This window comes from Lolliginicoccus suaedae (assembly GCF_008312885.1).
GTDB classification, from domain to species: domain Bacteria; phylum Actinomycetota; class Actinomycetes; order Mycobacteriales; family Mycobacteriaceae; genus Lolliginicoccus; species Lolliginicoccus suaedae.
In genome coordinates, this window is sequence record NZ_VSSO01000003.1 from 388,320 (window position 1) to 413,607 (window position 25,288).

17 protein-coding genes are annotated in these 25,288 nt (G+C 69.7%); 7 read left to right on the forward strand and 10 right to left on the reverse strand.

The window, feature by feature from the left end; all coding sequences use genetic code 11:
* Positions 1–13: 13 nt before the first annotated feature.
* The 3 genes from FXO18_RS10915 to FXO18_RS10925 all read right to left on the reverse strand — a co-directional run bounded on the left by FXO18_RS10915 (position 14) and on the right by FXO18_RS10925 (position 3,459).
* Entirely contained in the window at positions 14–805 is a 792-nt protein-coding gene (locus tag FXO18_RS10915; RefSeq protein WP_149361133.1) for an adenylate/guanylate cyclase domain-containing protein, read from the reverse strand.
* A 70-nt stretch (positions 806–875) separates the two neighbouring features.
* Complete coding sequence (locus FXO18_RS10920; protein ID WP_149361134.1) at positions 876–2,150, reverse strand: glutaminase; 1,275 nt, start codon at positions 2,148–2,150, stop codon at positions 876–878.
* Between the two features lie 40 nt (positions 2,151–2,190).
* The gene (locus FXO18_RS10925; RefSeq protein ID WP_223114679.1) at positions 2,191–3,459 is read right to left on the reverse strand and encodes an aspartate aminotransferase family protein; all 1,269 of its coding nucleotides are present in this window, start codon (positions 3,457–3,459) and stop codon (positions 2,191–2,193) included.
* 72 nt (positions 3,460–3,531) lie between these two features.
* Between FXO18_RS10925 and FXO18_RS10930 the strand changes: the two genes are divergently transcribed.
* Positions 3,532–4,995, forward strand: a complete 1,464-nt coding sequence (locus tag FXO18_RS10930; RefSeq protein WP_149361135.1) for an NAD-dependent succinate-semialdehyde dehydrogenase — start codon at positions 3,532–3,534, stop codon at positions 4,993–4,995.
* A 145-nt stretch (positions 4,996–5,140) separates the two neighbouring features.
* Positions 5,141–5,977 (forward strand): hypothetical protein, encoded by an 837-nt coding sequence (locus FXO18_RS10935; RefSeq protein ID WP_149361136.1) that lies wholly within the window; start codon positions 5,141–5,143, stop codon positions 5,975–5,977.
* A gap of 147 nt (positions 5,978–6,124) precedes the next feature.
* Here FXO18_RS10935 and FXO18_RS10940 read toward each other — a convergent pair whose 3' ends face one another.
* Both FXO18_RS10940 and FXO18_RS10945 read right to left on the reverse strand, forming a co-directional pair.
* Positions 6,125–6,373 carry a hypothetical protein gene (locus tag FXO18_RS10940; protein WP_149361137.1) on the reverse strand — a complete coding sequence of 83 codons (249 nt, stop codon included), beginning with the start codon at positions 6,371–6,373 and terminating at the stop codon, positions 6,125–6,127.
* Positions 6,374–6,434: 61 nt separating this feature from the next.
* A complete protein-coding gene (locus tag FXO18_RS10945) occupies positions 6,435–7,742 on the reverse strand; it encodes a fatty acid desaturase family protein (protein ID WP_235900610.1) in 1,308 nt (435 codons plus the stop codon).
* Positions 7,743–7,992: 250 nt separating this feature from the next.
* On the opposite strand from FXO18_RS10945, the gene FXO18_RS10950 reads away from it, so the two are divergent.
* Both FXO18_RS10950 and FXO18_RS10955 read left to right on the forward strand, forming a co-directional pair.
* Positions 7,993–8,898: an ABC transporter substrate-binding protein gene (locus FXO18_RS10950; RefSeq protein WP_235900611.1), complete on the forward strand. Its 906-nt coding sequence runs from the start codon at positions 7,993–7,995 to the stop codon at positions 8,896–8,898.
* 145 nt (positions 8,899–9,043) lie between these two features.
* Positions 9,044–9,961 carry an ABC transporter substrate-binding protein gene (locus FXO18_RS10955; protein ID WP_149361138.1) on the forward strand — a complete coding sequence of 306 codons (918 nt, stop codon included), beginning with the start codon at positions 9,044–9,046 and terminating at the stop codon, positions 9,959–9,961.
* A gap of 81 nt (positions 9,962–10,042) precedes the next feature.
* On the opposite strand, the gene FXO18_RS10960 is transcribed toward FXO18_RS10955, so the two are convergent.
* Together FXO18_RS10960 and FXO18_RS10965 are read right to left on the reverse strand one after the other, a co-directional pair.
* Positions 10,043–11,293: a fatty acid desaturase family protein gene (locus FXO18_RS10960; RefSeq protein WP_149361139.1), complete on the reverse strand. Its 1,251-nt coding sequence runs from the start codon at positions 11,291–11,293 to the stop codon at positions 10,043–10,045.
* 108 nt (positions 11,294–11,401) lie between these two features.
* The gene (locus tag FXO18_RS10965) at positions 11,402–12,490 is read right to left on the reverse strand and encodes a ferredoxin reductase (RefSeq protein ID WP_235900632.1); all 1,089 of its coding nucleotides are present in this window, start codon (positions 12,488–12,490) and stop codon (positions 11,402–11,404) included.
* A gap of 260 nt (positions 12,491–12,750) precedes the next feature.
* Between FXO18_RS10965 and FXO18_RS10970 the strand changes: the two genes are divergently transcribed.
* Positions 12,751–13,371 (forward strand): TetR family transcriptional regulator, encoded by a 621-nt coding sequence (locus tag FXO18_RS10970; protein ID WP_149361140.1) that lies wholly within the window; start codon positions 12,751–12,753, stop codon positions 13,369–13,371.
* Between the two features lie 135 nt (positions 13,372–13,506).
* Here FXO18_RS10970 and FXO18_RS10975 read toward each other — a convergent pair whose 3' ends face one another.
* Positions 13,507–13,728 (reverse strand): DUF3618 domain-containing protein, encoded by a 222-nt coding sequence (locus FXO18_RS10975; RefSeq protein ID WP_149361141.1) that lies wholly within the window; start codon positions 13,726–13,728, stop codon positions 13,507–13,509.
* 136 nt (positions 13,729–13,864) lie between these two features.
* Here FXO18_RS10975 and bcp point away from each other — a divergent pair, with 136 nt between their 5' ends.
* Both bcp and FXO18_RS10985 read left to right on the forward strand, forming a co-directional pair.
* On the forward strand, positions 13,865–14,338 hold the full coding sequence (gene bcp, locus FXO18_RS10980; protein ID WP_149361142.1) for a thioredoxin-dependent thiol peroxidase: 474 nt from the start codon (positions 13,865–13,867) through the stop codon (positions 14,336–14,338).
* 67 nt (positions 14,339–14,405) lie between these two features.
* Complete coding sequence (locus FXO18_RS10985) at positions 14,406–15,110, forward strand: TetR family transcriptional regulator (RefSeq protein WP_407936464.1); 705 nt, start codon at positions 14,406–14,408, stop codon at positions 15,108–15,110.
* Between the two features lie 182 nt (positions 15,111–15,292).
* Here the strand turns inward: FXO18_RS10985 and FXO18_RS10990 are convergent, their stop codons facing one another.
* Both FXO18_RS10990 and FXO18_RS10995 read right to left on the reverse strand, forming a co-directional pair.
* On the reverse strand, positions 15,293–15,787 hold the full coding sequence (locus FXO18_RS10990; RefSeq protein ID WP_149361144.1) for a holo-ACP synthase: 495 nt from the start codon (positions 15,785–15,787) through the stop codon (positions 15,293–15,295).
* On the reverse strand, positions 15,784–25,050 hold the full coding sequence (locus tag FXO18_RS10995; protein WP_407936465.1) for a fatty acid synthase subunit beta domain-containing protein: 9,267 nt from the start codon (positions 25,048–25,050) through the stop codon (positions 15,784–15,786). The genes FXO18_RS10990 and FXO18_RS10995 overlap by 4 nt, the downstream gene beginning before the upstream one ends.
* Between the last annotated feature and the right edge of the window lie 238 nt (positions 25,051–25,288).

The window sequence follows — 25,288 nt, forward strand, 5'->3', positions numbered from 1 at the left end:
CGCGGCCCGCGCCCTAGCCCGAACGCACCAGGTGCAGCACGTGGGTGCCCTCGAAGCCCTTGAGCTCGGCCTCGCGATGCCCCTCGAGAACGATGGGAACTGCCGGATCGAGGCGCTTGCGCACCGATTCCGAGATCAGCGTCTCACCACCACCGGCCTGGCTCGCCACCCGCGCCGCCATCGCTACATTGCGGCCGAACAAGTCATCGCCGCGGCGCACCGAGCGTCCCGAATGGATCCCGATGCGCACCCGCACCCCGCCTCGCGATGCCCAGCCCACGCGCCCGAGCTGGTCCTGGATCGTCGCCGCGCACAGCACCGCATCGTCCGGGGACTTGAACGCCACCATGAAGCCATCGCCCTGGCTCTTGATGACATACCCGTGATGCCGCGAGACCGCCTGCCGGATCAGCCGATCATGCTTGGCCAGCAGGCGCACCCACGCCTGGTCGCCGAGCTGCTCGTTCAACGTGGTGGAGCCCTCGATGTCAGAGAACAGGATTACCACGCGTCCATCGACGGTCATTCGGGCCAGATCGGGCCGCTCCACCTGCGCCCATCCCGCGAGGTCCTCGACCGAGGAGCGCACGGCCGCGCCGAAGCCCTTGGTGCGCACGAGATTGGCCGTGTTCCAGACAGTCTTCACTGCGTCCCGGCTTCCGGCGAACAGCCTCCGTGCCGTGTGGTTCCGCAACTCGTCCCGCAGGCCCGACACCTGCCGGGAGCTGCGCACCAGCAGCAACACCAGGGCAAGGATGATCACGGCCTCGGCAGCAGCGATCACCACCAGCGTGTCACTGCTCATCAAACACCGCTCCTCGATCCGCGCACGACGGGCACCATCGTATCCAGGCCAGGGCCACTGATGGCGTCATCTACCGCGCGCGCACCGACGCGAGCGCCTCATCCAGATCGCGATGCACATCGGGACGCACGCCCTCGCCCGCGTCGGGCTCCCCCAGCATCGCATCGGGATCGACCAGCAGCACCGTCTTCCCGTCATGCTGCACCAGGCGGCGCACAGCCTCGAGAATCATTCGCCGCGCCACGTCACTGACCCCGCTCACCCTGCTCATGTCCAGCACGACGCCATCGTCGATCACCTCGTGCGCCGCGATCTCCCGCAGCACCGCTTCCGCGCCGGAGAACCGGATCGAGCCCTGCAGCCGGAACACCGCCACCCCATCACGGTCCGACACTCCGCGCAGGACCGCCTGCCCCACCGGCGGCACCTCCATCAAATGCATGCCCATGTCGGTGCTCAGCCGCTCGAACACCCGCACCGCGCGAGTGCTGTTGCCGTGGGAATCAAGCCGGGGCGAGAACGCGGCGATGCCCACCTGCCCGGGCAGCACGCCGATCACGCCTCCTGCCACTCCGGACTTGGCCGGAATGCCGACCGTTGTCACCCAGTCCCCCGCCGCGTCATACATGCCACACGTCATCATCACGGACAACACTTGCCGCACCGTCAGGTCGCCGAACACTCGTCGCCCCGTCTCTGGCTGCACGCCCCCGTTAGCGAGGGTGGCGGCCATCGTCGCGAGATCACGAGTGGTGACGTTGAGCGAGCATTGGCGGATGTAGCCGCGCACGATGTCGATCGGATCGGTCTCGAGGATGCCTACCGTGCGCAGCATGTAGCCGATCGCGAGGTTGCGGTGCGCGGTGTCCATCTCCGACTCGAATACCGCGTCGTCGAAGGCGAGCTCCCGGTTCGCGAGGAGGCTCATGCGGCGCCGGAAGCGTTCGGCCCGATCCTCCCAGCCGGAACCTCGGATCAACGAGTGGGTGGCGATCGCTCCCGCGTTGATCATGGGATTGCGCGGCCGACCCGTCTCCTCCTCCAGCGAGATCTCGTTGAAGGCGTCGCCGGATGGCTCCACCCCGATCTTCTCGAGCACCGGCTCGAGGGTGTTGTCGTGGAGCGCGAGGGCATACGCGAACGGCTTCGAGATCGACTGGATGGAGAACTCGACCTCGTCGTCCCCGGCGCTGTACATCGCGCCTTCGGGGGTGGCGATGGCCAGCGCGAGCCGCTCGGGGTCAGCGCGGGCGAGCTCAGGGATGTAGTCGGCGACGCTGCCACCGTCCGCGCCGCGGCAGTCGTCGAGGACTTCGAGCATGTAGTCGGGGATCGGCGAGCGCATGAGCAGCACTGTACGTGACCGGGGTTGCCGCGCCCGCGGGCTAGATCTCGGCGAGGACTTCCTTCCAGGTGCCGAGCGCGTCATCGACCTGCTGCTCGGTGACCACGAGCGGCGGGATCATGCGCACGGTGTTCATGTAGGCGCCGCACATCAGCAGGAGCAGGCCCTTGCTGGCGGCGAGCTTCTGCGCGGCAGCCGCGGTGGCGCCATCGGGGTTGCCGTCGGCGTCGACGAACTCGTTGCCGACGAGCAGCCCGAGCCCGCGCGTCTGCCCCACGGCCTCGGTCTTGAGTCTGGTCACGCCGTCGAGGAGCTGGGTGCCGCGAGCTGCGGCGTTCTCGACGAGGCCCTCGTCGCGGATGACGTCGAGGGTGGCGCAGGCAGCGGCGCAGGCAACAGCGTTGCCGCCATAGGTGCCGCCCTGCGAGCCGGGCCAGGCCTTGGACATGAGTTCCTCGGAGGCGGCGATGCCGGAGATCGGGAAGCCGCTGGCGATGCCCTTGGCGAGGGTGACGATGTCCGGGGTGACGCCGAAGTGCTGGTGGCCGAAGTACTTGCCGGTGCGGCCGAAGCCCGTCTGGATCTCATCGATGACGAGCAGGATGCCGTGCTTGTCGGCGCGCTCGCGCAGGCCCTGCATGAAGGTGGTGTTGGCGGGGATGTAGCCGCCCTCGCCGAGGACGGGCTCGATGATGAACGCGGCGGTCTCGTTGGGGGCGCTGATGGTGGCGAAGAGGAAGTCGAGCTCGCGCAGGGCGAAGGCAGTGGCTTCCTCCTCGGTCCAGCCCCAGCGGTAGGCGGTGGGGAACGGCGCGACGTGCACCCCGGCCATGAGCGGGCTGAACCCGGCGCTGAATCGGGTGCCGGAGGTGGTCATGGAGGCCGCGGCGACGGTGCGGCCGTGGAAGCCGCCGTGGAAGACGATGACGTTGGGGCGACCGGTGGCCTGGCGGGCGAGGCGGAGGGCGGCCTCGACGGCCTCGCTGCCGGAGTTGGCGAAGAAGACCGAGTCGAGGCTGGGCGGCAGCACCTCGCCGAGCTTGCCGATGAGCTCGATCATCGGCTTGTGCATGACGGTGGTGTATTGGCCGTGGATGAGGGACGCGACCTGCTTCTGGGCAGCCTCCACGACGCGGGGGTGGCAGTGACCGGTGCTGGTGACGCCGATCCCGGCGGTGAAGTCGAGGTACTGACGGCCATCGGTGCCGTAGAGGTAGCTGCCCTCGCCGCGCTCGACGGTGACGGGGGTGGCTTGCTTGAGAAGTGGCGATAGCCGGGTCACGGTCAGCTCCATCCTTGAAGGGGTCATCCTATTGTCGGATTGTTGACAATAGGCATACCATGACTGCGGAACTGTAGGCAATGCCCGCAAGGAGATGCGATGGCCCCCACGCCCCAGGACGAGCGCGACGCGATCGCCTCCGTCCCCACCGGACTCTTCATCGGCGGAGAATTCGTCGAGACCAACCGCACCATGGCAGTGACCGACCCCTCGACCGGCGCCACCCTGTGCGAGGTCGCCGACGCGAGCCCGGACGAGGCCATGGCAGCCCTCGATGCCGCCGACAAGGCCCAGCCCGGCCTCGCCGCGATGCCTCCGCGCGAGCGCAGCGAGATCCTCCGCCGCGCCTACGACATCCTCATGGCCGAGCAAGAACGCCTCGCGCTGATCATGACCCTCGAGATGGGCAAGCCGCTCGCCGAGGCCAAGGGCGAGATCGCCTACGCCGCCGAGTTCTTCCGCTGGTTCTCCGAGGAAGCCGTCCGCATCAATGGCGGCTACATGGACGCGCCCGCCGGTGGAGCACGCTTCATCGTGCGCCGCGAGCCCGTCGGGCCTTCCCTGCTCATCACGCCCTGGAACTTCCCCATGGCCATGGGCACCCGCAAGATCGGGCCCGCCCTCGCCGCCGGCTGCACCAGCATCATCAAGCCCGCCGAGGCCACCCCCCTTTCCATGCTCGCCCTCGCTGAGATCCTCCAGCGCGCCGGAGCACCCGCGGGCAGCGTCAACGTCATTCTCACCACAGAACCGTCCAAGGTCATGCCGCCGCTGATCCACGACCCCCGCAGCCGCAAGCTGTCCTTCACCGGCTCGACCGAGGTCGGCAAGATCCTCCTCGGCCAGTGCGCCAAGACCGTCATGCGGACCTCCATGGAGCTCGGCGGCAACGCGCCCTTCATCGTGTTCGACGATGCTGACCTCGACGAGGCCGTCACCGGTGCCATCGCCGCCAAGATGCGCAACATCGGCCAGGCCTGCACCGCCGCCAACCGCATCTACGTCCACCGCGACATCGCGAACGACTTCACCCACAAGCTCGTCGAGGAGCTCAGCAAGTACACCCCCGCTCGCGGCGTCGAGAGCGGGCTCATCGTTGGACCGCTGATCGACCAGGACGCCATCCAGAAGGTCGAGTCCCTCGTCGACGACGCCACCCGCCGCGGCGCCGACGTCCTGCTCGGCGGCGAGCGCCTCAACCGCGACGGCTACTTCTACCCCGCAACAGTCCTCACCGGGGTTCCCGACGACGCCGACATGACCCACACCGAGATCTTCGGCCCCGTCGCCGCGATCAGCGTCTTCGACACCGAGGAAGAGGTCATCCGCCGCGCCAACGACACCCCCTTCGGACTGGTGGCCTACATCTACACCGAGGGCCTGCGCCGCGGGCTGCGGGTCAGCGAGGCTCTCCAGGCCGGCATGGTCGGCATCAACCAGGGCGTCGTCTCCAACCCCGCCGCTCCCTTCGGCGGCGTGAAGGAATCCGGCCTCGGCCGCGAGGGCGGGCTCACTGGCATCGACGAGTTCCTCGAGATGAAGTACATCGGCGTGAAGATGTAGCGCTCTGGTTGGCTGGTTGGCTGGTTGGCTGAACGAGTGTGCGAAAAGCGACAGCTCCACGCACGAGACCTGTCGTTTTTCGCACACTCGCGGGGAATCTCGCCCGGAACGGATCCAAACGGCGCACGCGCGCGTCCAATGTCACGTGCAACCGTTCAAGCCCGCCCACCGAGGCATCCCGACACGCACCGCGCAGCGCCACTACACCCGGCTGCTACCCGGCGTGTATCTCGATCCCGCGGCGCCCGTCACGGCGCTGGCGAAGGCCCACGCGGCATGGCTGTGGGCGGACGGTGCATGCGTGCTATCCGGCCTCTCGGCCGCTGCCGCGCATGGCACCCGCTGGCTTCCTAGCGATGCTCCCGCCGAGGTGGCGGTGGACAGGATCGTGCGGGTTCGCGGCCTCGTGGCGCACCGCGACCGCATCCACCCCTGCCACATCACCGAGCGGCTCGGGATGCAAGTGACAAGCCCTGCCCGGACCGCGTTCGACCTCGCGCGGCGCCACGAGACCGAGAGCGCGATCCAGCACATCGATGCGCTCTGCCGCGCCACCGACCTCGCACCGGCGAACCTGCTCGGCCTCGCGAGCACGCTGCGCGCGACACCCGGGGCCGCGCGATTGCGGGCACTAGCGGGGCTCGTGGACCCTGGCGCTGAATCACCGCGCGAGACCGAGCTGCGACTGCTGCTCCTGCGCGCAGGGCTCCCGAGGGCAGTCACGCAGTACGTGGTGCGGGATGCGCGCGGCAGGTTCATCGGGCGCACCGACCTTGCCTGGCCGCGGTGGAAAGTCGCGGTGGAGTACGAGGGATCGCATCACTTCACCGATCCCGAGCAAGCGCGCCGCGATGCGGAGCGGGGCAACCGCCTCCTGCGCGCGGGCTGGCGAGTCGTGCGGATCACTGGTCCGATGATGCGGCGCCCTGATCTCGTCGTCGAGGAGGTGCGTGCGGCGCTGCGCGCGGCTGGCGGGTGCTGAGGGCCTGCTGCTGCCTCGCGAGGCCGACCCCTTGCCACTTCCGTCGCTCAGAGTGCGAAATACGACAGCTCGGAGCGCAAAACCTGTCGCAGATCGCACACTCGCCGGCGGGCGGGGCTGGGCGAACCCGCCGGCGGGCGGCCCCGGCTACTCCTCGTCGTGGTCGGCGTCGAGGATCTCGCGCGGCGCGGGCTGCTCGATGCGCCGGGGCTCATCCTCGCCGGCCTTCTTCGCGGCCTCGGCCATCTCGAAGCCGTCGGTGATCCAGTCGCCGATCTCACGTGCCACGCCAGCGACCGCGCCGGTAATGATGACGGTGATGCGGCCGACGTGCGTGGCGGCGGATTCGACGAGTTGCTGGGCAATGTCCTTGCGCTGTTCCAGCTTGCCGACCATGGTTCCTTCTTCCGGGCTGGGTGTGCGGCCTGGGCGCCACGCTCCTCCGGCTTGGCGGGCGCTAGGCCGAAGCTGTGGTGTCTCGCTCCACGATAACAGTGCGGATCTTCTCCGTGCCGACGATGGATTTGGGCAGGGAGAGCTTGCAGATGCGGACCCAGGCGGAAAGCAGCTGCGAGGGCAGGGATCCGGTGTTGTAGGGCAGGTTGTACTTCGCGCAGAGGGCTTGCACCTCGACGGCGATCTCGGGCAGGCGGCAGGACGGGATGTCCGGGAAGAGGTGGTGCTCGACCTGGTGGCCGGTGCTGCCGGAGAGGATGTGCAGGAGCTTGGATCCGGTGAAGTTCGCGGAGCCGAGCAGCTGGCGCAGGTACCACTCGCCGCGCGTTTCCCCGGCGATCTCTTCCTCGGTGAAGGTCTGGGCGCCGGCCGGGAAGTGGCCGCAGAACACGAGGTTGCCGACCCATAGGTTGCGGATGATGCTCGCGGTGGCGTTGCCGGCGAAGGTGAGCGGGAAGAGTGGCCCGGTGAGCGCGGGGAAGAACACGTAGTCCTTCATCGCCTGGGGCAGGATCTTCTCCCACCAGTGCGCGATGACCTTGCTGGCCTTGGTGTCGGTCTCCTCGCCGAGCACGGCGTGGTCGAGCTCGAGGACGTGCAGCGCGGTGAGCCATTCGAACCACGTGACGATGAGGGCGCCGAGGATGGGGTTAAGGAGGAAGAAGGGGTGCCAGGGGCGGTCCTCGTCCATGCGCATGACACCGAAGCCGATGTCGCGGTCCTGGTCGATGACGTTGGTGAAGGTGTGGTGCCGGTAGTTGTGCGAGTAGCGCCACAGGTCGGACTGGACGGCCATGTCCCACTCGAAGACGCGGGAGTTGAAGCCACGCTCGTGCATGAAGTCGTACTGGCCGTGCATGACGTTGTGGCCGATCTCGAGGTTGTCGATGATCTTCGACAGCGAGAGCGCGGCGACGGCGGCGAGCCAGACCGGCGGGATGAAGCCGAGGTAGAACAGGCCGCGGCCGGTGATCTCGAGCGCCCGCTGGGCCTTGATGAGGTTGTAGATGTAGCGGCGGTCGCGGTCGCCGATGTCGGCGAGGTGGCGGGCGCGGATCTCGTCGAGGGCGCGGCCGAGCTCCTCGACCTGCGCGAGAGTGAGGCGGACGGTGTCATCGGCAGGGCGGGCGCCGCGCGGCTGGCGCTTGCGGAGCACGGGGATGGGCACCGTTTCCACGAGGGACTGGGCCACGGAGAGGCTACGGGCAGGAATGCTTCGTACTGCCCTGGGTGTCCCCAGCAGCGGCAAAGCCACCATAATGATGCCCTCCCCTCGCTTGCCCGCGCGCACGTCGTACGCGGTGATCATCGTCGACCAGCCTGCTAGAGACTATCCGAGTTCCCATCGAATCAGCAGGCAGCTATGAACAAGGTCACTCCACATAACAATGTGTGATCAAATCAGCCGCAATGGGCCCACTGCCTGCCAGAACATCGCATCTACCGCAAGCCGGGCACCGCCATCGCCTCCGCGCCAGTCAGCCGCTTGCGCCTCCGGATGCCCCGCGATGGTCCATAATCGGATTTGCCCTATTTCCATCGAGAGGATCCCAGGCGCGATGATGCTAGGTCGTGGATTTCGTATCGTCGTCCCGGTGGCGATCGCTGCCGTGCTTGCTAGTTCCTGCGGCAGCCCCTCAGATCCGGCCGAGGATCTCGCGGTGCCGACAGGCTCGCTGCAGCTTCCGGACGAGGCACCACTGGCGCTCCCCGCGCAATGCGGCCCGGGCGGCGGGAACACCGTCGTTCCCGGCGTGCTCACCGTGGCGGTGGATGATCCTGCCTTCGCGCCCTGGGTCATCGACAACGATCCGATGAACCAGCAAGGCTTCGAGCCCGCGGTCGCCTGGACGGTCGCCGAGCGCCTCGGCTACGACGAGAGCAGCGTTGCCTTCACCCGGGTGTCGTTCGGCAAGGCACTGGAGAGCGGCCCGAAGGACTTCGACTTCGCGATCAACCAGTACACCATCATGGGCGAGCGCCGGAAGAACATCGATTTCTCGGCCCCCTACTACGCCGTGGAGCAGGCGGTCGTGGCTCTGGAGGGCTCGGAAGCCGCGGACGCGTCGAGCCTTGCGGACCTCGAGGACCTCCGGGTCGGGGCATACAAGCATTCGAGCAGCGCGTTCGCCGTCGAGACGGTGATCGGGCCCGACGATGCCGAGATCTTCGGGCGATTCGACGATGCCGTGGAGGCGCTGCGCGATGGCGACATCGACGCGCTCGTGGCCGATCTTCCCACCGCGGTGCAGATCGCGGAGAACATGATCGACAACGGCGTGGTCGTGGGGAAGTTCCCCGCCCCCAACTCGGTCACCGAGTTCTATGGGCTCGTGCTCGAGAAGGGCGGCCCGTTCACCCAGTGCGCCACCATAGCGCTGGACCAGATGTATGACGACGGCACGCTCGAGCGGCTGGCCGCGGAATGGCTGGCCGTGGACGAGGAGATCCCGCCACTGTCCTAAGTGACCGCTTTGCGCGGTTCCCGCTGGCCAGCCGCGCGCGCCGCGGCCCGGTTCCGCGAACGTTCCTCTCCGGTTGCCCCGCGACCGAGTTGCCTTGCCGCATAATGGGTCCATCATGGACGCACCCGTCGAGGAATCGTGATCGATGCTGATACCCTCGCGCCGCCTAGCCGCCGCGCCGCTCGCCGCCCTTGCCCTTGTTGCTGCCTCGTGCGGGTCCAGCGCCCCGGAGCCGGAGGAGGAGTTCGCGCAGACCCCCCAGGGCTCGCTGCGCCTGCCGAGAGAGGATGCGGGTGGCATCCCGGCACGCTGCGGTCCCGGCGGCGGACGGACCGTGGCTGCCGAGGCCTTGACCATCGCGGTCGATGACCCTGCCTTCCCGCCGTGGATCATCGACAACGATCCCGCTAGCGGGCAAGGGTTCGAGGCTGCCATCGCACGCGCGGTCGCCGATACGCTCGGCTACTCCCCCGCAGCGACAGAGTTCGTGCGGGTCCCGTTCGACGAGGCGCTCGAGCCAGGGCCCAAGACGTTCGACTTCGCGATCAACCAGTTCAGCATCATGGGCGAGCGCCGCGAGAATGTCGATTTCTCCGAGCCCTACTATGCCGTGGCCCAGGCCGTGGTGGCGATCGAGGGCACCCCCGCCGCGGACGCATCGACGCTCGACGACCTGCAGGACCTGACGATCGGGGCGGACGCGGGCTCGACGAGCATGTACTCGGCGACGCATTCCATCGAGCCCGACACCAAACCGGTCGGCTACCCCAGCGTTGCCGACGCGGCCACCGCGCTCGCGGCCGGGGAGATCGAGACGCTCGTGGCGGATCTGCCGACCGCGGTGCGCATCGCGAACGACCAGCTCGCGGACGGTGTGGTCGTGGGCCGCTTCCCCGCGCCCAACGAGGTCACCGAGTTCCTCGGCCTCGTGCTGGAGAAGGACAGCGATTTCACCGAATGCGCGTCGCTGGCGCTGCGGAAGCTGCATCACGCGGGGGAGCTGGAGGAACTCGCGCACGTGTGGCTCACCGACCATGAGGACGTGCCCGTACTGGGCAAGTAGCAGGGATTCCGCGCCCTAGCACGCAGCAAGGCCCGGGCGGGGATTGCCCTGCCCGGGCCTTGTCTCATGCGTCCGCGCGGATCACGCTGCGGGCTGCTTTGCCTCCTCGGCCTTGCGCTCGATGATCACGCCAGCGGGCTCATCGTGGCTGACCAGCGAGTCCGGGAGGGCGAGCTTGAAGATCTTGCCCCACACGGAGCCGATCTGCTTGGTGAAGCCACCCTTGTTGTAGGGAAGGCCGAACTTGGTGGCGATGCGCTCCACCTCGGGCGCCATCTCGGGGTACCGGAACGCCGGGATGTCGGGGAAGAGGTGGTGCTCGATCTGGTGCGACAGGTTGCCCGACATGATGTGGAACAGCTTGCCGCCGGTGATGTTGGCCGAGCCGAGCATCTGGCGCAGGTACCACTCCGCCTTCGTCTCGTTGGCGGTCTCCTCCTGGGTGAACACTTGCACGCCGGAGGGGAAGTGGCCGCAGAAGATGATGCTGTAGGCCCACACGTTGCGGATCAGGTTCGCCGCGGCGTTGCCGACGAGCGTGGTCGGGAACAGTGGCCCGGTGAGCGCCGGGAAGATCACGTAGTCCTTGAGCGCCTGCGGCCCTGCCTTGCCGAGCCAGCCCTTGGCGAGCTTCTTGACCTCGCCCATGTCGCGCTGGCCCTTGATGAACTCCTCGGCGTGGAGGTCATGGAGCATCACGCCCCACTCGAAGAGCACCATCAGCAGGAACGCGTAGACCGGGTTGCCGAGGAAGTAGGGGTGCCACTTCTGGTCCTTGTCCATGCGCAGGATGCCGTAGCCGATGTCGCGGTCCATGTCGAGGATGTTGGTGAAGGTGTGGTGCATGTAGTTGTGCGAGTGGCGCCACTGGTCGGCGGGGCACACGTTGTCCCACTCGAAGACGCGGGAGTTGAGGCCGCGCTCCTTCATCCAGTCGTACTGGCCGTGCATGACGTTGTGGCCGATCTCCATGTTGTCGAGGATCTTCGCCACCCCGAGGGAGGCGACGGCGAGAGGCCATGCTGGAAGGACGTACATCAGGCCGCGGCCGGCGACCTCGAGGCCACGCTGGACCTTGATGAGGTTGTAGATGTAGTCGCGATCCTTGTCGCCGAGGTCGGCGACGATGCGGGCGCGCAGTGCCTCGAGCTCGCGGCCGAACTCCTCGACCTGCTCCGGCGTCAGGCGCACCGGCTCATCGGTGGCACGCTCGGCGGCCGGGCGGAAGGCGCGTCCGGCGATGGGCGCCTTCGCGAGGGTGGAGGTGGCCTTGCGGCGCAGCGCGCGGCCGGGAATCGCGGGCGGGGTGACGGGGAGGTTGATGACAGCCATGATGTGTCTCCTTCTGGTTTCCCGTTCTTGGCATGGGGGCACCGTCACGGGTGTTGTCCTGGGGTTTCGCGTGGGGTGGAGGGGCCTGCGCGGAGGCCCCGGTCGTGCCTAGATGTCGATGTCTACGTCGCCGACAGCCTGCGAGACGCACAGCTGGATCGGCTCGTCGGGGAGATCGTTGATCTCGCCGGTGAGCAGGCTCTTGGTGCAGCCGGACTTCTTGACGGCGGTGCAGGTGAAGCAGATGCCCATCCGGCAGCCGTACTCGGGGCTCAGCCCGGCGGACTCGGCCTCCTCGAGCAGCGAGGTGCCGGAGTTGTCGCGCTGCACGTTGCTGCTGGAGAACGCGATGGTGCCGGTGGCGTCCTCGGTGTCGGCGGCCACGCTGCCGGCCACCTGGAACTCCTCGGTGTGCAGGATCTCGCCGAGGCCGCGCTCGTCGTAGTAGGCGCGGATGGCGTTCATCATCGGCGGCGGGCCGCACAGGAACGTCTCGGCGTCGGCGAACCAGGGCGCCGCGATGTCCACGTGCTCGGTACCGAAGAATCCCTGGAGGTCACCGCCACCACCGGGGAGGGTGGACGCGATGAGCAGGGTGACGTTGCTGTGCTTGGCGGCGATATCGCGCAGCGCGTCGGCGTGGGGAACGTCGTTGATGGTGTCGCAGTAGTGCAGGAAGGTGATGTCGCCCTGGTGGCCCTCGTCGACGAGGGTGCGCAGCATCGACAGCACCGGGGTGATGCCACTGCCGCCACTGAGCAGCAGGATCTTCTCGGGGCGCTTGGCCGGGAGCTTGAACACGCCGTTGGCCTGGGCGAGATCGACGATCAGGCCGGGCTTGGCGTTCTCGCGCAGGTAGCGGGAGACGAAGCCGTCGGCGTGCGCCTTGATCGTCAGCTCGAGGCGACCGTCGGGGCGGTGCACCGAGTTGGCCGGCGAGAAGCAACGGGTGTGGCGGACGCCGTTGACGACCACGCCGATCTGCACGAACTGACCGGCCTCGAAGCCCTTCCACTGGCGGGTGGGGCGCAGCTCGAGGGTGACGGTGTCCTTGGTGTGCCGCTCGACCTTGGTGATCCTCGCGCGCAGGTCGCGCACGGTCACCATGGGGTTGACGAGCTCCAGGTAGCGGTCCACCGCGTGGGGGGTGGCCAGGGCCTCGAAGAGCTTGACGAGCGACGGGCGGCCCTTGGGCAGCGCGGGCTTCTTGCCGAAGCGCGGCGGGTTAGGTCGGGTGGGAAGGGCCCGCGGCGTAATCGATGTGGTCACAGGGATCTCCTCATCGTTGCTGAACCTTAGGCCCGGTTCCGTACACGAACCCAAGCCCGAACTTTCAGTGAACGTCTGTACACCCAATAGTCTGGGGGTGGTTCTCCCCCACTGTCAACAGCTGCCCGCGTGATCCACATGACAGTGCTCATGCGTGCACCGCCGCCGCTCACCCTAGACTTATCCTCGTGACAGGGCCCGGAAGCAGAACCGAACGCAAGGAACGGACCCGCCAGGCACTCCTCGACGGGACATTGGAACTACTCGATGACCGCAGCTTCTCGAGCGTGTCCTTGCGGGAGGTCACCCGTGCCGTCGGCATCGTCCCCACCGCCTTCTACCGGCATTTCGATTCCATGGAGCACCTCGGCGTCAACCTCGTCGAGATGAGCGCCAAGGCCCTGCGCCAGATCCTCCGCGACGCCCGCCGCCACACCGACGCGCTCGCCATCGAGGCCTCGCTGACCATCGTGGTCCGCCAGGTGCGCGACCACGAGCGGGAATTCCGCTTCCTCACCCAGGAACGCTACGGAGGGGCTCCCGAGATCCGGCGCGCCATCGCTACCGAGATCCGCATCTTCGGCCGCGAGCTCGCCGCCGACCTCAGCCGGGCCCCCGCCATGCGCGACTGGGACTTCGACGACATCGAATGGGTCGCTGACCTCATCACCGCCACCATCCTCGACTTCATCGACCACCTGCTGCGCGCCGACCGCCGCAACCCCGCCGAGGAGCGCGACATCCTCCAGCGCGGCGAGAAGCAGCTCCGCCTCATCGCCCTCGGCGTCCAGCACTGGCGCTCCCGCTAGCCCCAGCCCAAGCACGACGGCGCTGCCCGACACTCCCGGCCAGGCCATCGCCCGGAACCCGTGGAAAGTCCCCGGAACCCCCGGAAAGACGACAAGCGGGCAACCATCCGGCTGCCCGCTTGGTGAACACTCGTATCAGCGGAAGATCCGCCACAGCACGAACAGCACGAACAGCACGCCCACTCCGGCAACCGCCATCCGCACCTCCGGCTCCTCCGACTTCGCCACCACGCGCGCCTTCACGGTGTCCATGGCACGACGCGGATCAGCCCGCACCACCAACTCGTCAAGCGTGCTCGCAAGCTGCTCCCGAGCACGTTCAATGTCACGCTCAATGCTTTCGGGGTTTCTGGACACGTGTCCTCCATCAGCTGGAAAGTCTGTCGGCACCTACGTTAGAACACCAGTCCCGATCATGGCGGACGCACCGCCGAAAAACACCCAGGCAGGCCCGCATGACGCCAGCCGCGCGCGTCGCCTAGTGTTGCAAGGCATGAGCGAGAACACCCGGCTGACCGTGGGCGACACCGCCCCCCACCTCGAGCTGCCCGACGCCGATGGCAAGACCGTATCCCTCAGCGACTACGCGGGCCGCAAGGTCATCGTGTACTTCTACCCTGCCGCCAGCACTCCCGGCTGCACCAAGCAGGCCTGCGACTTCCGCGACAACCTCGCCGAGCTCGAGGGCCAGGGCATCGACGTCCTCGGCGTCTCCCCCGACAAGCCCGCCAAGCTCGCCAAATTCCGCGACGAGCAAGGCCTCACCTTCCCGCTGCTCTCCGATCCCACCAAGGAGACCCTCGCCGCATGGGGCGCCTTCGGGGAGAAGAAGATGTACGGCAAGACCGTCCAGGGCGTCATCCGCTCCACCTTCCTCGTCGACGAGGAAGGCACCATCGCCGCCGCGCAGTACAACGTCCGCGCCACCGGGCATGTCGCCAAGCTCCGCCGCGACCTCGGAGTATGACGCCCAGCGCAGCCCTGCACCCATGACGCTGCCGCGCGAGATTGCCAACCCCTATATCCTTCGGGGCGTGGAGGCAGCAGCGAGCAAGCACACCGGCGGCGCTCGGGCGATCGCGACGATCCCCGAGCCCACCGGCGCGCCCGAGGAACTGCTCCCCCGGCGCCGCCCCGCCCAGGAACGCAGCCGCCGCAAGTTCGAGGCCATTCTCGCCGCCGCCCGCGAGCTCCTCGTCGAGGTCGGATTCGAATCCTTCACCTGCGAGGAGGTGGCGCAGCGCGCCGCCGTGCCCATCGGCACCCTCTACCAGTTCTTCGCCAACAAGTACGTCATCGTCTGCGAGCTCGACCGCCACGACCTCGTCGCCGTCCAGCGCGAGCTCGCCGCCTTCGCCGAGGAAGTGCCAGCGCTGCAATGGCAGCAGCTCCTCGATCGGTTCCTCGATCACCTCGCCAATCTCTGGCTGCACGACCCCTCCCGCCGCGCTGTGTGGCACGCCGTGCAATCGACTCCGGCCACCCGCGCCACCGCCGTCATCTACGAGCGCACCCTTGCCCAGCAGGCCGCCAAGGTGATCGCGCCGCTGGTGCCCACCGCCAGCGCCGAGTACATCCAGAAGATCGCCGAAGTCTGCGTGCACATGGTCTACTCCATGCTCAACTTCGCCGTCCGCGACGGGCAATCACACCCCGAGGCGATCATCGAGCTCAAGCGCATGCTCAACGCCTACCTCAAGGCCACCGAGCGCGAGATCCGCCACCGCACCCGGCGGTAGGTGGCGGTGCGCTGGCGGCCCGGCGCTGTCGGGTGGTTTCGGCTGGCGGGTGGTTTCGGCTGGCGGGGCTGGTGGCCGCGCTTCGGAAGTGTTACCGAATGCACCCTCCGCGCGCGCTTGGAGGGTGCAAAACCTCGCACAACCGAGGGCGGCGAGGGCGCACCAGCGCCCCCGCCGCCCTCCTACCCCTCGATGATGACGAACGCGCCGGCGGTGTCACCGTCGTGGGTGAGCGAGACGTGGATGGTGGCGCCGCGCAGGTGCTCGGCGATGGGCCCGTGCAGGACGATGCGCGGGCGCCCATCGTGATCGGTGACGACCTCGATGTCCCGGTAGTCAACGGCTTCGAGCAAGCGGGGCCGACCGAAGCGGGACCCCGACCATGCCTTGATGAGTGCTTCCTTCGCCGCCCACCGCGCCGCGAGGTGGCGGGCATGGCTGTCCGCGCCGCTCGCGGGCCCCGAGCCACCCGAGCTTCCACCAACCGCCCGCGAGTGGAAACTTTCTCCGCTCAGGGCGGGAGAAGTTTCCACTCCCGCCGTGCCACCAGCGGCGTGCCGTCGCTCGGCCGGGGTGAAGTTGCCCAGCATGGTGGTGCCGGGGCGGGCGAGCTGCTCGGCGAAGGCGGGCACATCGACGAGGTCGAAGCCGATGCCCCGCACAGCGGTGGTGCTCATCGCCGCTCACCTGCCCGAGACTGCCCGCCTGCGCGGGACCGATCACCTGCACTACCGCCGATGCGCGCGGCGGGGTCGAGCAGCATGGCGGTCTCGTGGGCGCGGGAGTCGCCGGGGATGCGCCGGTCAGCGGGCCGGGTGTAGAGGGTGGCTTGCCCGCACTGGGCGGCGAGGAGCCTGCGCTGCCCGTCGAGCTGGCGCTGGGTGGCCCGGTCGAGGTAGTCGTCGGCGGCTGCTCCGAGGGCCTGGAGGAACGCCTCGGGATGCGCGATGGCGACGAGCGCGGAGACGTGCCCGAAGCCGAGGCTGGTGACGAGCCCGGCACGCAGCGGCATGGTGTCGCCGAGCTGGAGGGTCTGTCGCGGCCAGACGAGTCGGCCGTGCTCGGCGAGGACGTCGTCGACGCAGTCGAGGCTGCGGTTGGGTGGTATCGCTCCGCCGCGGAGGACCTGGCAGAGCCCGATCATCTGGAAGGCTGCGGCACCGCCCTTGGCGTGACCGGTGAGGGTCTTCTGGGAGATGACGAACATCGGGTTGCCGGGGTCTCGCCCGAGCGCGCTGGCGATGGTCTCGTGCAGCTCGGCCTCGTTGGGGTCGTTGGCGTGGGTGGAGGTGTCGTGCTTGGAGATCACCGCGATGTCATCGGGGGCGAGACCGTGCTTGGCGAGGGCGCGGTGCAGCTCGGAGCTGGTTCGGCCACGGGCGGCGCTGGTGGCTCCGATGCCGGGCGCGGGGATGGAGGTGTGGATGCCGTCGGCGAACGTCCCGGCCCAGGCGATGACCCCGTGCACGGGCAGTCCGAGGTCGGCGGCGATGTCGCCACGGGCGAGGATGAGGGTGCCGCCGCCGTGTGCCTCGACGAATCCGCCGCGGCGGCGGTCGTTGGCGCGGGAGAAGCGGCCTGGATCTATGCCCTTGGCGAGCATGTCGCTGGTGCGGGCGGTGGCGTTCATGTCGCCGAAGCCGGTGATGCCTTCCGGGCCGAGGTCGTCGAAGCCACCAGCGACGACGATGCTGGCGCGGCCGAGGCGGATCTTGTCGGCAGCCTCGGAGACGGAGACGGCGGCGGTGGCGCAGGCGGCGACGGGGTGCAGCATGTCGCCGTAGCTGCCGATGTAGGACTGCACGACGTGCGCGGCGATGACGTTGGGCAGCGCCTCCTGGAGGATGTCGTTGGGCCGGGGCTCGCCGAGCAGCGCGTCGACGTAGAGGGATCGCATGGATTGCATTCCGCCGATGCCGACGCCCTGGGTGTTGGCGACGTCGGCGGGGTGCACCCAGCGGAGCAGCTCGGCGGGGGTGAACCCGGAGCCGAGGAACGCATCGACGGTGGTGATGAGGTTCCATACGGCGACGCGGTCGAGGGCGGCGACCATGTCGGCGGGGATGCCCCAGCGGGTGGGGTCGAAGCCGGTGGGGATCTGCGCGCCGACGCTGCGGGTGAGTCGTGCTCGGCGGGGCACGCGGATCTCGGTGCCGGCCTTGCGGGTGACGCGCCATTCGCCGCTGGGCAGCTCGGTGATGGTGGTGTGGGCGGGGTCGGCGTCGCGGAAGGCCTCGGCCTGGGCTCGGGCGCCGACGGTGAAGGGCAGGTCCTCGTCGAGGTAGACGGAGACGAGCAGCGGGATGCTGCCGTCCTGGAGGGCACCGTCGTCCTCGTAGGTGCGGATGCCGCAATGGGCGAGGATGGTGTCGTGGTAGCGGTCGGCGATCTCCTCCTCGGGGACGTGGTCGCCGGTGGCGGTGTCGGTCCAACCGGGCTGGGGGTCGTCCTCCCAGGTGATCAGGCCGGTGCTCCACGCGAGCTCGACGACTCCGGCGGCGGAGAGCTCGCCGGTGACCTCCATCTGGTGGCGGGTGCGGGATGAGCCGTAGGGGCCGAGCTCGCCGGTGCCGACGATGACGATCATGTCGGCGGGGTCGAGGCCAACGGTGCCCCACGTCGGTCGCTGGAGGGCGGGTGCGCTGGGGGCGGGCGGGAGCGCGGCGATGAGGTGGTCAGGTTCCACAGCCTCCGCAGTCATCGACCCTTCGGCAGATGAGTCGGCCGCAGCGCGGGCGAGCTCGGCGAGGTCGAGGTCAGCGTCGGCGAGACCGCCGGTGAGGTCGCGGGCGAGCACGGCGGACCGGGCTTGCTCGCGCGCTTCCGTGGTGCAGGCGTCGAGCAGCGCGCGGGCCATGCCGGTAGCAGACCAAGTGCGCACCCCGGCGTCCTCGACGGCGTCGACGAGCGGATCGTTCTGCGCCATGAGGCCGGTGCCGCGAACCCAGCCGATCAGCGCATGGACGAGAGTGATGCGCTGCGACCAGGACCGCTCGGAGCGCCATTTCGCGACGATCGCATCGAGGGCGGCCTTGGCCTCGCCGTAGGCACCGTCGCCGCCGAAGATGCCACGGTTCGGGGAGCCCGGCAGCACCACATGGAGGCGCCCGTCGATGTCGGTGGTGGCGCCGAGGGTGCCGAGCCCGGCGATGAGCCGCTCCACCGACCACAGCAGCACGCGGGCCTGGGTCTCGGCGCGCGGTCCGGCGTCGGCGAGGGAGCCGTGGACGGGGGGCGCGGCGAACGGGAACAGCAGTGTGGGCACCAGGGCAGGCTTGACGAGGGTGGTGGTCGCGCCGACGGTGGCGCGCTGCTCGGTGCCGATCCAGTCGATGAGCGCGTCAACGTCGCTGTAGGAGGCGAGGTTGGCGGGCACGATCCACAGGTTTGCGCCGGGACGGGCGTGCTGCTGGTAGAGGTCGCGGTAGAAGCGCAGCCGGGTGTCATCGAGGCGCGAGGTGGTGGCGATGACGGTGGCGCCTCCGGAAAGGAGCTCGGCGGTGACGGCGGCGGCGATGGATCCCGCGCTGGCTCCGGTGACGACGGCGATCTCCCCGGACCATGCGCCCTTGGTGCTCATGGTTGCTTGATGGGCGATGCGCAGGTAGGCCTCAGCGAGGGCGGGGCGCTCGTGCTGCCGCGCCTGGGTGGCCCACCAGTGGGCTTGCCGTGCCACGGCCTCCCCTGCTCCGTCGAACCGGCCGCTGGCCTGCGCGCCGTCCTGCCACATGCGGGCGAGGTCCTCGCGGGCGCTGGCCCAGCGGTCGTCGAGCTGCACGGCGCGGGCGGAGTCGAAGGCGGGCGCGACGATGCGGGGCCAGTCGGTGCCGAGCTCGCGGGCCATGAGATCGAGGAGGGCTCGGTCACTGGCAGCGCTGTCGTCGTCCGTTGCCTGGGCGGTGGCGGTGTCGTGGCCGAGCTTCGCGAGGAGGTGCCGGGCGGTGGTGGCGAGCACGCCGTCGGGGCCGGTGAGGGCCTCGGTGAGCGCGGCCGCCGCTGCCGGATCGACTGCGGTGCTGCTGGTAGCAGCGGGGCGGGCGACGGTGAGCCCTGCTCGGCTGGCGACCGCGGTGATCGCGGCGTCGACCATCGCGTCGGCGGTGGTGGCGTCAATGGTGGCCAGATCGCCGCTGCGGGCGCTGCTTCCCTCGCGGGTGGCGAGGGCAAGCTCCGCCGAGACGTGGTGCACCCAGCCGGGGCCGAGCTGCCAGGTCCCGGTGACGTGGTCGGCGATGTGGGAGGGGCGCTTGCCGGTGGGGCCGAGGGCGCGGCGCAGGTTGTCGGTGACGGCGTCGGCGAGGACAGGCCCGAGGGGCTTGTAGGAGCGGGCGAGCCGCTCGACGGTGCCGCGCAGGGCCGGGATGGCGGCCTCGGCGGCGCCGTCGATTGCGCCGAGTCCGAGTTCCGCGCCGAGGTCGAGCAGCACCTGGTTGCGGCGGGAGGAGACGCCGTCGCAGAGGGCCTCGATGGTGTCGGCGGGGGTGATCTGGTCGGGCCGGGTCTTGGTCCACAGCGCGATCAGCGCGACGGCGGCGTCACCGGCGGTGTAGGGCAGGTCCGGGGCGTCCTGGGTAGCGGAAACCGAGCCGGAGGGCTGGACGGTGGGCTGGGCGACGGGCTGCTGCGACGCGGGCTGGGGAGCCTCAGCTGCTTCAGTCTCGACAGGCTCGTCCGTCGTATCGGGGGCGTCCTGCGCGAGGACGAGGGCGGCGTCGCGCTCGCAGTTCCACACGCGCGGCGTCGGGTGCTGGTCGCTGGCCCGCAGGGTTCCGGTGGCGAGGTTGGCGAGAGTGGGCGCGGCGCCGACCCCGATCTCGATGAACCGCTCGAGGCCGAGGTCGTCGCTGAACAGCAGGTCCTGGGTCTCGATCCAGCGGACGGGGCTCGCGAACTGCCAGGCGAGCAGCTCGATGAGCACGGTGCGGCACAGCGCGGACGGGTCGGCGAGCGCGTTCTCGTAGTCGTCGAGGGCGCGGTCGAGGGGCTCGCTGTCGACGAGTTCAGCGATCTCGGCGATGAAGCCACGGTTGAGGCTGAACAGGCGCGGCACCAGGTTGGGGATGTAGCGGCCGATGAGCACGGCGGGGTCGATGCCGTGGGGCACGAGCTCGTCGAGGTGCTGCCGGAACTCGGGCACGCCGGGGCGCAGCACATCGGAGTGGAAGGGCACGTCGATGCCAGGGACGAGGATGAACGCGCGCTTGCCGCCGTGCTGGGCACGACGCTCGTCGATGCGCTGCTCGAGAGCCTCGAGCCCGGCGACGGTGCCGGCGATGGCGTACTGGCTGCCCCGCAGGTTGTAGTTGACGACCTGCAGGAACTCGCCCGTCTCGGTGGCGGTGCGGGCGATGAACGCGGCGACGTCATCATCGGCGATGCCTGCCTGGGCTGGGCGGATCGCGGCGAGGCGGTAGTCGCTGCGTCCGGCTGCGTCGCGCGGGACGAGGGCATGCATCGCGGAGCCGCGGCGGAACACCACGTCGAGGACCACTTCGAGCGGCAGCACCTCGGCGATGGCAGCGAGCGCGGTGTACTCACCGACGGAGTGGCCGCAGAAGAGGGCGTCGTCGACGAGCACCCCGGCCTCCCGGAGGCTGGCTACCTGCGCGACGGCGAGGGTGGCCATGGCCACCTGGGTGAACTGGGTGAGGTAGAGGACCCCGTCGGGGTGGTGGTGCTCGATTCCACGGGCACGCAGCCGGGTGGGGTTGTCGCGCACCACGGCGAGGACGGAGAAGCCGAGCGCCTCGCGGGTGTGGGCGTCGGCCCGCTCCCAGACGGCGCGGGCGGCGGGCGATGTGGCCATCGCGGCCATGCCCATGCCCTTGTGCTGGATGCCCTGGCCGGGGAAGGCGTAGACGGTGCGGGGCGGCTGCAGCCGTGCGGTGGCGATGAGGACGGGGGTTCCGTCGGCACGGCAGGTGGCCTCGACGAGGGTGGCGCCGTTGCTAGTGCCGGTGCGCTCGATGGTGACGTCGAGGGAGCTGCCGGGGGCGACGGGGGCGAGGAACCGGGCCGTCCAGGCGGAGACGCGTGGGATGTCGCGGTGCTCGCTGCCGAGATCCTCGGCGCCGAGAAGGTGCTGCACGGCGGCGGAGAGCCACATGCCGTGCACGATGGGCCCGTCAAGACCGGCGAGCGCGGCAGCAGCGGGGCTGGTGTGGATGGGATTGTGGTCGCCGCTGATGCGGGCGAAAGCGCTCATGTCACGCGGGGCGGTGAGCGTGGCTCGGCGCAGCACCGTGCGGGGCGTGGTGGTGGTCTCGCCCGCGGTGACGCCCTGAGCGGTGACGGGGCTGGCAGGATCGAGCGGCGCAGCCCCGGTGCGGTGGCGGATGGCGAAGCGCTCCCGCAGCGTGGCGAGCGGGATGCGGTGGACGCCGCGCGCGGGCACAGTGTCGATGCGCGCCTCGACGTCGATGACACGCCCCACGGTGGTGTCGGTGACGGACCGGAGCGTGGCGGTCACCTGGATCGACGTCGGCTCGGAGGGCGGCTCGGCGACGAGCTCGAGGTGGTGGTCGAGATGCACGAGGTCGAGCAACCCCTCGATGACCGGGTCACCACCAGGCGTGCGGGCGGTACCGAGGACCGCGAAGATCGCTGGCCAGCAGGCCCCGACGAGCGCATCAGGGGCACTGGTGGGCACGCGGTGCGCGCCGAGATCGAGCGCGGTGACGGAGGCATGGTCGGCGAACACCTCGGGCACCAGGGACGCGCCAAGGCTGGCGGTGCCGCGCGGCGCGGGCGGCAGCTCCGGTCCTCCCCCGGCGAGGCGCAGCAAGCTCCGCATCCCGGAGACGGTGTCCTGGCGGGTGACGAGCGGCACGCCACCGTCGATGCACGACGCCGGGATGGTGAAGCGCAGCGCCAGCCCGGCCGGCGCGCGGCGGCTCATGGGCACATCGAGGACGATGGTGCGGTCATCGACGAGGCGAGCGGTGGCGCCGGACATTGGCTCGGTGGCGATGCCCTCATCGAGCAGTCGCCACTGGTGCGCTGGGGCGAGTCGGCGCAGCGGGTTCGCGATGCGACGGTTGCCCCACGCGACGTCGGGGGCAGCGAGCAGGACGCCCAGCGGGGACGGGTGCGGCACGCGGCGGCGGCTGATGGCAGGCGTGGCCGGGGCACGCAGGGCCGCGAACGTGGCCGTCTCGAAGCGGCCGAGAATGTCCGCGATGGGCTCATCCGCGGCGGTGATGCCCGCGACCGAGACCGGGCCGGGGATGACGCACACCTGGTCAGCGGTGTAGCGGGGATCGTGGGCCTGCCACAGCGAATCCGAGCGCCACCAGCGGCGCACGTCCGCGTCGATGATCGGCACGAACGGCACCGGCTTGCCGGGCTGCCGGCACAGGTGCAGGAAGAACGGCACGTCGCCGGGGTGCAGGGCGGTGCTGGCGGCGCCCGGGTATGCCTGGAGCAGCGCGCCGATGGTGGCGTGCGGCCATTCGAGGCGCGACGGCTGGGCGCTCGTCGAGGCGGATGCGGGGGCGGTGGGGTCGGCGAGGCGGGAGGCGAACCTGCCACGGTCCTGCGGGTTCAGGCGGGCCTCGGCCCGGCGCAGCATCGCCGCGAAGCGGTCCTTCCAGGTGGGGTCGGTCCACACCGAGCGCCACGACTCATCGCAGGCCGCGCCGAGGTCGGTGCCGAGGTCCCAGCGGGGCGCGGTGTTGCCGACGGTGAGCTCGATGTATCGCTCGAGCCACTGCTGGTAGGTCATGGTGGCGAGATCGCCGAAGTAGGGCTTGGCGGTGGCGGCGAGGGCGGTGATGATCTCGTCGCGGCGAGCGGTGACGGCGGCCGCATCCCCGGCGACAGTGTCGAGGAGTCGTCCGCAGCGGGACGCGGCGTTGTCGATCTCGTGGATGTCCGCGCCGAGCTGGCTGCGGCCCGATGCCATGCCGGAGGTGGAACGGCCAGCGCCGATCCACTGCTCGGTGCCGGAGGTGTTGACGAGGAGGCGCTTGACGTCGGGCGAGGTGGTGGCCTCGCGCGCTGCCATGGCCGCGGTGCCGATGAGGACGGCGTCGATCGGCATGGCCGGGAAGCCGTGGACGCGCGACCACGTGCCGGTGAGGTATTCGGCGGCCCGCTCCGGGGTGCCGATGCCACCGCCGACGGCGATCACGATGTTGGGCCGGGCGCGCAGCTCGGCGTAGGTGTCGATGAGCAGGTCGTCGAGGTCTTCCCACGAGTGGTGCCCGCCGGCCTTGCCGCCCTCGATCTGCACGATCAGTGGCTGCTCGGGGACCTCGGCGGCAATACGGATGACGGCGCGGATCTGTGCGGTGGTGCCAGGCTTGAACGCGATGTGGGTGATGCCCGACGCGGTGAGGTCGCGGATCAGCCCCAGTGCCTCATCGAGCTCGGGGATGCCTGCGGTGATGGTGATGCCGTCGATGGGCGCCCCGGCTTCGCGGTGCTTCTGCAGGAGGCGGCGCGCGCCCACTTGCAGCTTCCACAGGTACGGGTCGAGGTAGAGGGCGTTGAACTGCGCGGCGCGGCCCGGCTCGAGGGCGGCGGCGAGCTCGGTGATGCGGTCCTGCAGGATCTCGGCGGTGACCTGCCCTCCCCCGGCAAGCTCGGACCAGTGCCCGGCGTTGGCGGCTGCCGCGACGATCGCGGTGTCCACCGTGGTGGGGGTCATCCCGGCGAGGATGATCGGTGAGCGACCGGTCAGGCGGGTGAAGCGCGTCTCCACGGCGTTGCGGCCATCGGGCAGCCGGATGGGGGCTGGTGCGAAGGTGCTCCACGCGGGCGCGGGGCGGGGCGCGGCACCGGGGGTGAAGAGGTTGCGGTGCCCGCCCCGGGTGCTCGCGGCAATGACCTCGACGCCGAGTCCGCGGGTGATGGAGCTGGTCATCCGAGCAAGGCCATCACCGGGGGTGATGTCGAGGATCCAGGTGGCACCCGCCTCGCCGAGGGCTTCGATGTCGCGCACCCAGTCGACGGGGTCAACGAGCGCGATGGTGGCGAGGCTGCGGGCGAGATCGGTGTCGAGGTCGCAGTCGGCGGCCCAGTCGGTCACGAGGTCAACAGCTTCGGCCATCACCGGGTGGTGGAACGCAACCTCGGCATGCACGGGCTCGACGGCAGGATCAAGGATCGCACCACCACGGGTGCGGGCATCGCGCTCGGCGCGCTGCTCGGCGGTGATGGCGGCGAGGCGGCGGCGCAGGCGGTCGAGCTGGGCGGGCGGGCCGGACACCACGCAGCGGCGGCGACCGTTGCGCAGCGAGACTACGGGCGCCTGGGCCGGGTGCAGGCCCTCAGCGAGCTCGGCCACGACGCTGGCGATGAAGGCGGGATCGACGCGGGAGATCGACACCATGGCGGGATGCTCGCCGTGCCCGCGCAGTCCGCGGCGGCGGCCTACGAGGGTGGCTGCGGCACCGATGAGCTGGGCGATCGCGAGTATCTCGGCGTCGCGCTCGCCGTGGTGGCGCACGGCCTCCGCGGCGAGGGCGCCCTGGGAATGCCCGGCGGTGGCAACGGGCGGGATCGCGCGGGTGTCGAGGCCCTCGAGGGCGAGCAGGCGCAGCGTGGCGAGCTGCACGAGCAGGATTCCCGGCAGAGACAATGCCGCTCCCCTGGCCTCCTGCGCGGTGGGTCCTTGCGCGTTGTGGTTCTGGCTGGGCGCTGCCGACGGGTTTGCTCCGGGCAGCCACGCGATGGGGGCGAAAGCAGGGCGGATGGCGAGCAGGTCATCGGCGAGCGGCGTGATCAGCGTGTTGGCCTGCTCCACGAGCTCGGCGAGCTCGGCGGTGGCGCCGGAGTCATGGGCGAGCTCGGCGAGGGCAGGGAGCCAGTCGGAGCCTTGCCCGCCGAACGCGATCGCGTAGCGGGTGCCGGCCCGGAAGTCATCGACCATCGTGCGGCCTGGGTGGCGGTGGGCCGTGGCGGCTTCGCGGGCGTAGGGGTGATCGCTCAAGGTCATGTGCTGCTCCGGTGCGGGGTGTGCTGGGGAAGGTCAAGGTGGCTGAGCACGAGGGTCCGGCGGCACTCCGTGGGTGCGCGGCTCGATGCGGCCTGAGCCCAGGGTGACACACATTCGTGAGGTTTTCCTCATGTTTTTTCGGCGCGGCGCAAGCTACTGACCGGTAGCCAATACGGTTAATCATGAGTAACCACTCATGTTTTGGTGTTTTTGCTGTTCAGGGCTTATAAACGGGCCT

Coding starts and splice junctions, on each gene's coding strand:
- FXO18_RS10915 (WP_149361133.1), bottom strand. CDS start 805: ATGAGCAGTGACACGCTGGTGGTGATCGCTGCTGCCGAGGCCGTGATC.
- FXO18_RS10920 (WP_149361134.1), bottom strand. CDS start 2,150: ATGCGCTCGCCGATCCCCGACTACATGCTCGAAGTCCTCGACGACTGC.
- FXO18_RS10925 (WP_223114679.1), bottom strand. CDS start 3,459: ATGACCCCTTCAAGGATGGAGCTGACCGTGACCCGGCTATCGCCACTT.
- FXO18_RS10930 (WP_149361135.1), top strand. CDS start 3,532: ATGGCCCCCACGCCCCAGGACGAGCGCGACGCGATCGCCTCCGTCCCC.
- FXO18_RS10940 (WP_149361137.1), bottom strand. CDS start 6,373: ATGGTCGGCAAGCTGGAACAGCGCAAGGACATTGCCCAGCAACTCGTC.
- FXO18_RS10945 (WP_235900610.1), bottom strand. CDS start 7,742: ATGATCACCGCGTACGACGTGCGCGCGGGCAAGCGAGGGGAGGGCATC.
- FXO18_RS10950 (WP_235900611.1), top strand. CDS start 7,993: ATGATGCTAGGTCGTGGATTTCGTATCGTCGTCCCGGTGGCGATCGCT.
- FXO18_RS10955 (WP_149361138.1), top strand. CDS start 9,044: ATGCTGATACCCTCGCGCCGCCTAGCCGCCGCGCCGCTCGCCGCCCTT.
- FXO18_RS10960 (WP_149361139.1), bottom strand. CDS start 11,293: ATGGCTGTCATCAACCTCCCCGTCACCCCGCCCGCGATTCCCGGCCGC.
- bcp (WP_149361142.1), top strand. CDS start 13,865: ATGAGCGAGAACACCCGGCTGACCGTGGGCGACACCGCCCCCCACCTC.
- FXO18_RS10990 (WP_149361144.1), bottom strand. CDS start 15,787: ATGAGCACCACCGCTGTGCGGGGCATCGGCTTCGACCTCGTCGATGTG.
- FXO18_RS10995 (WP_407936465.1), bottom strand. CDS start 25,050: ATGACCTTGAGCGATCACCCCTACGCCCGCGAAGCCGCCACGGCCCAC.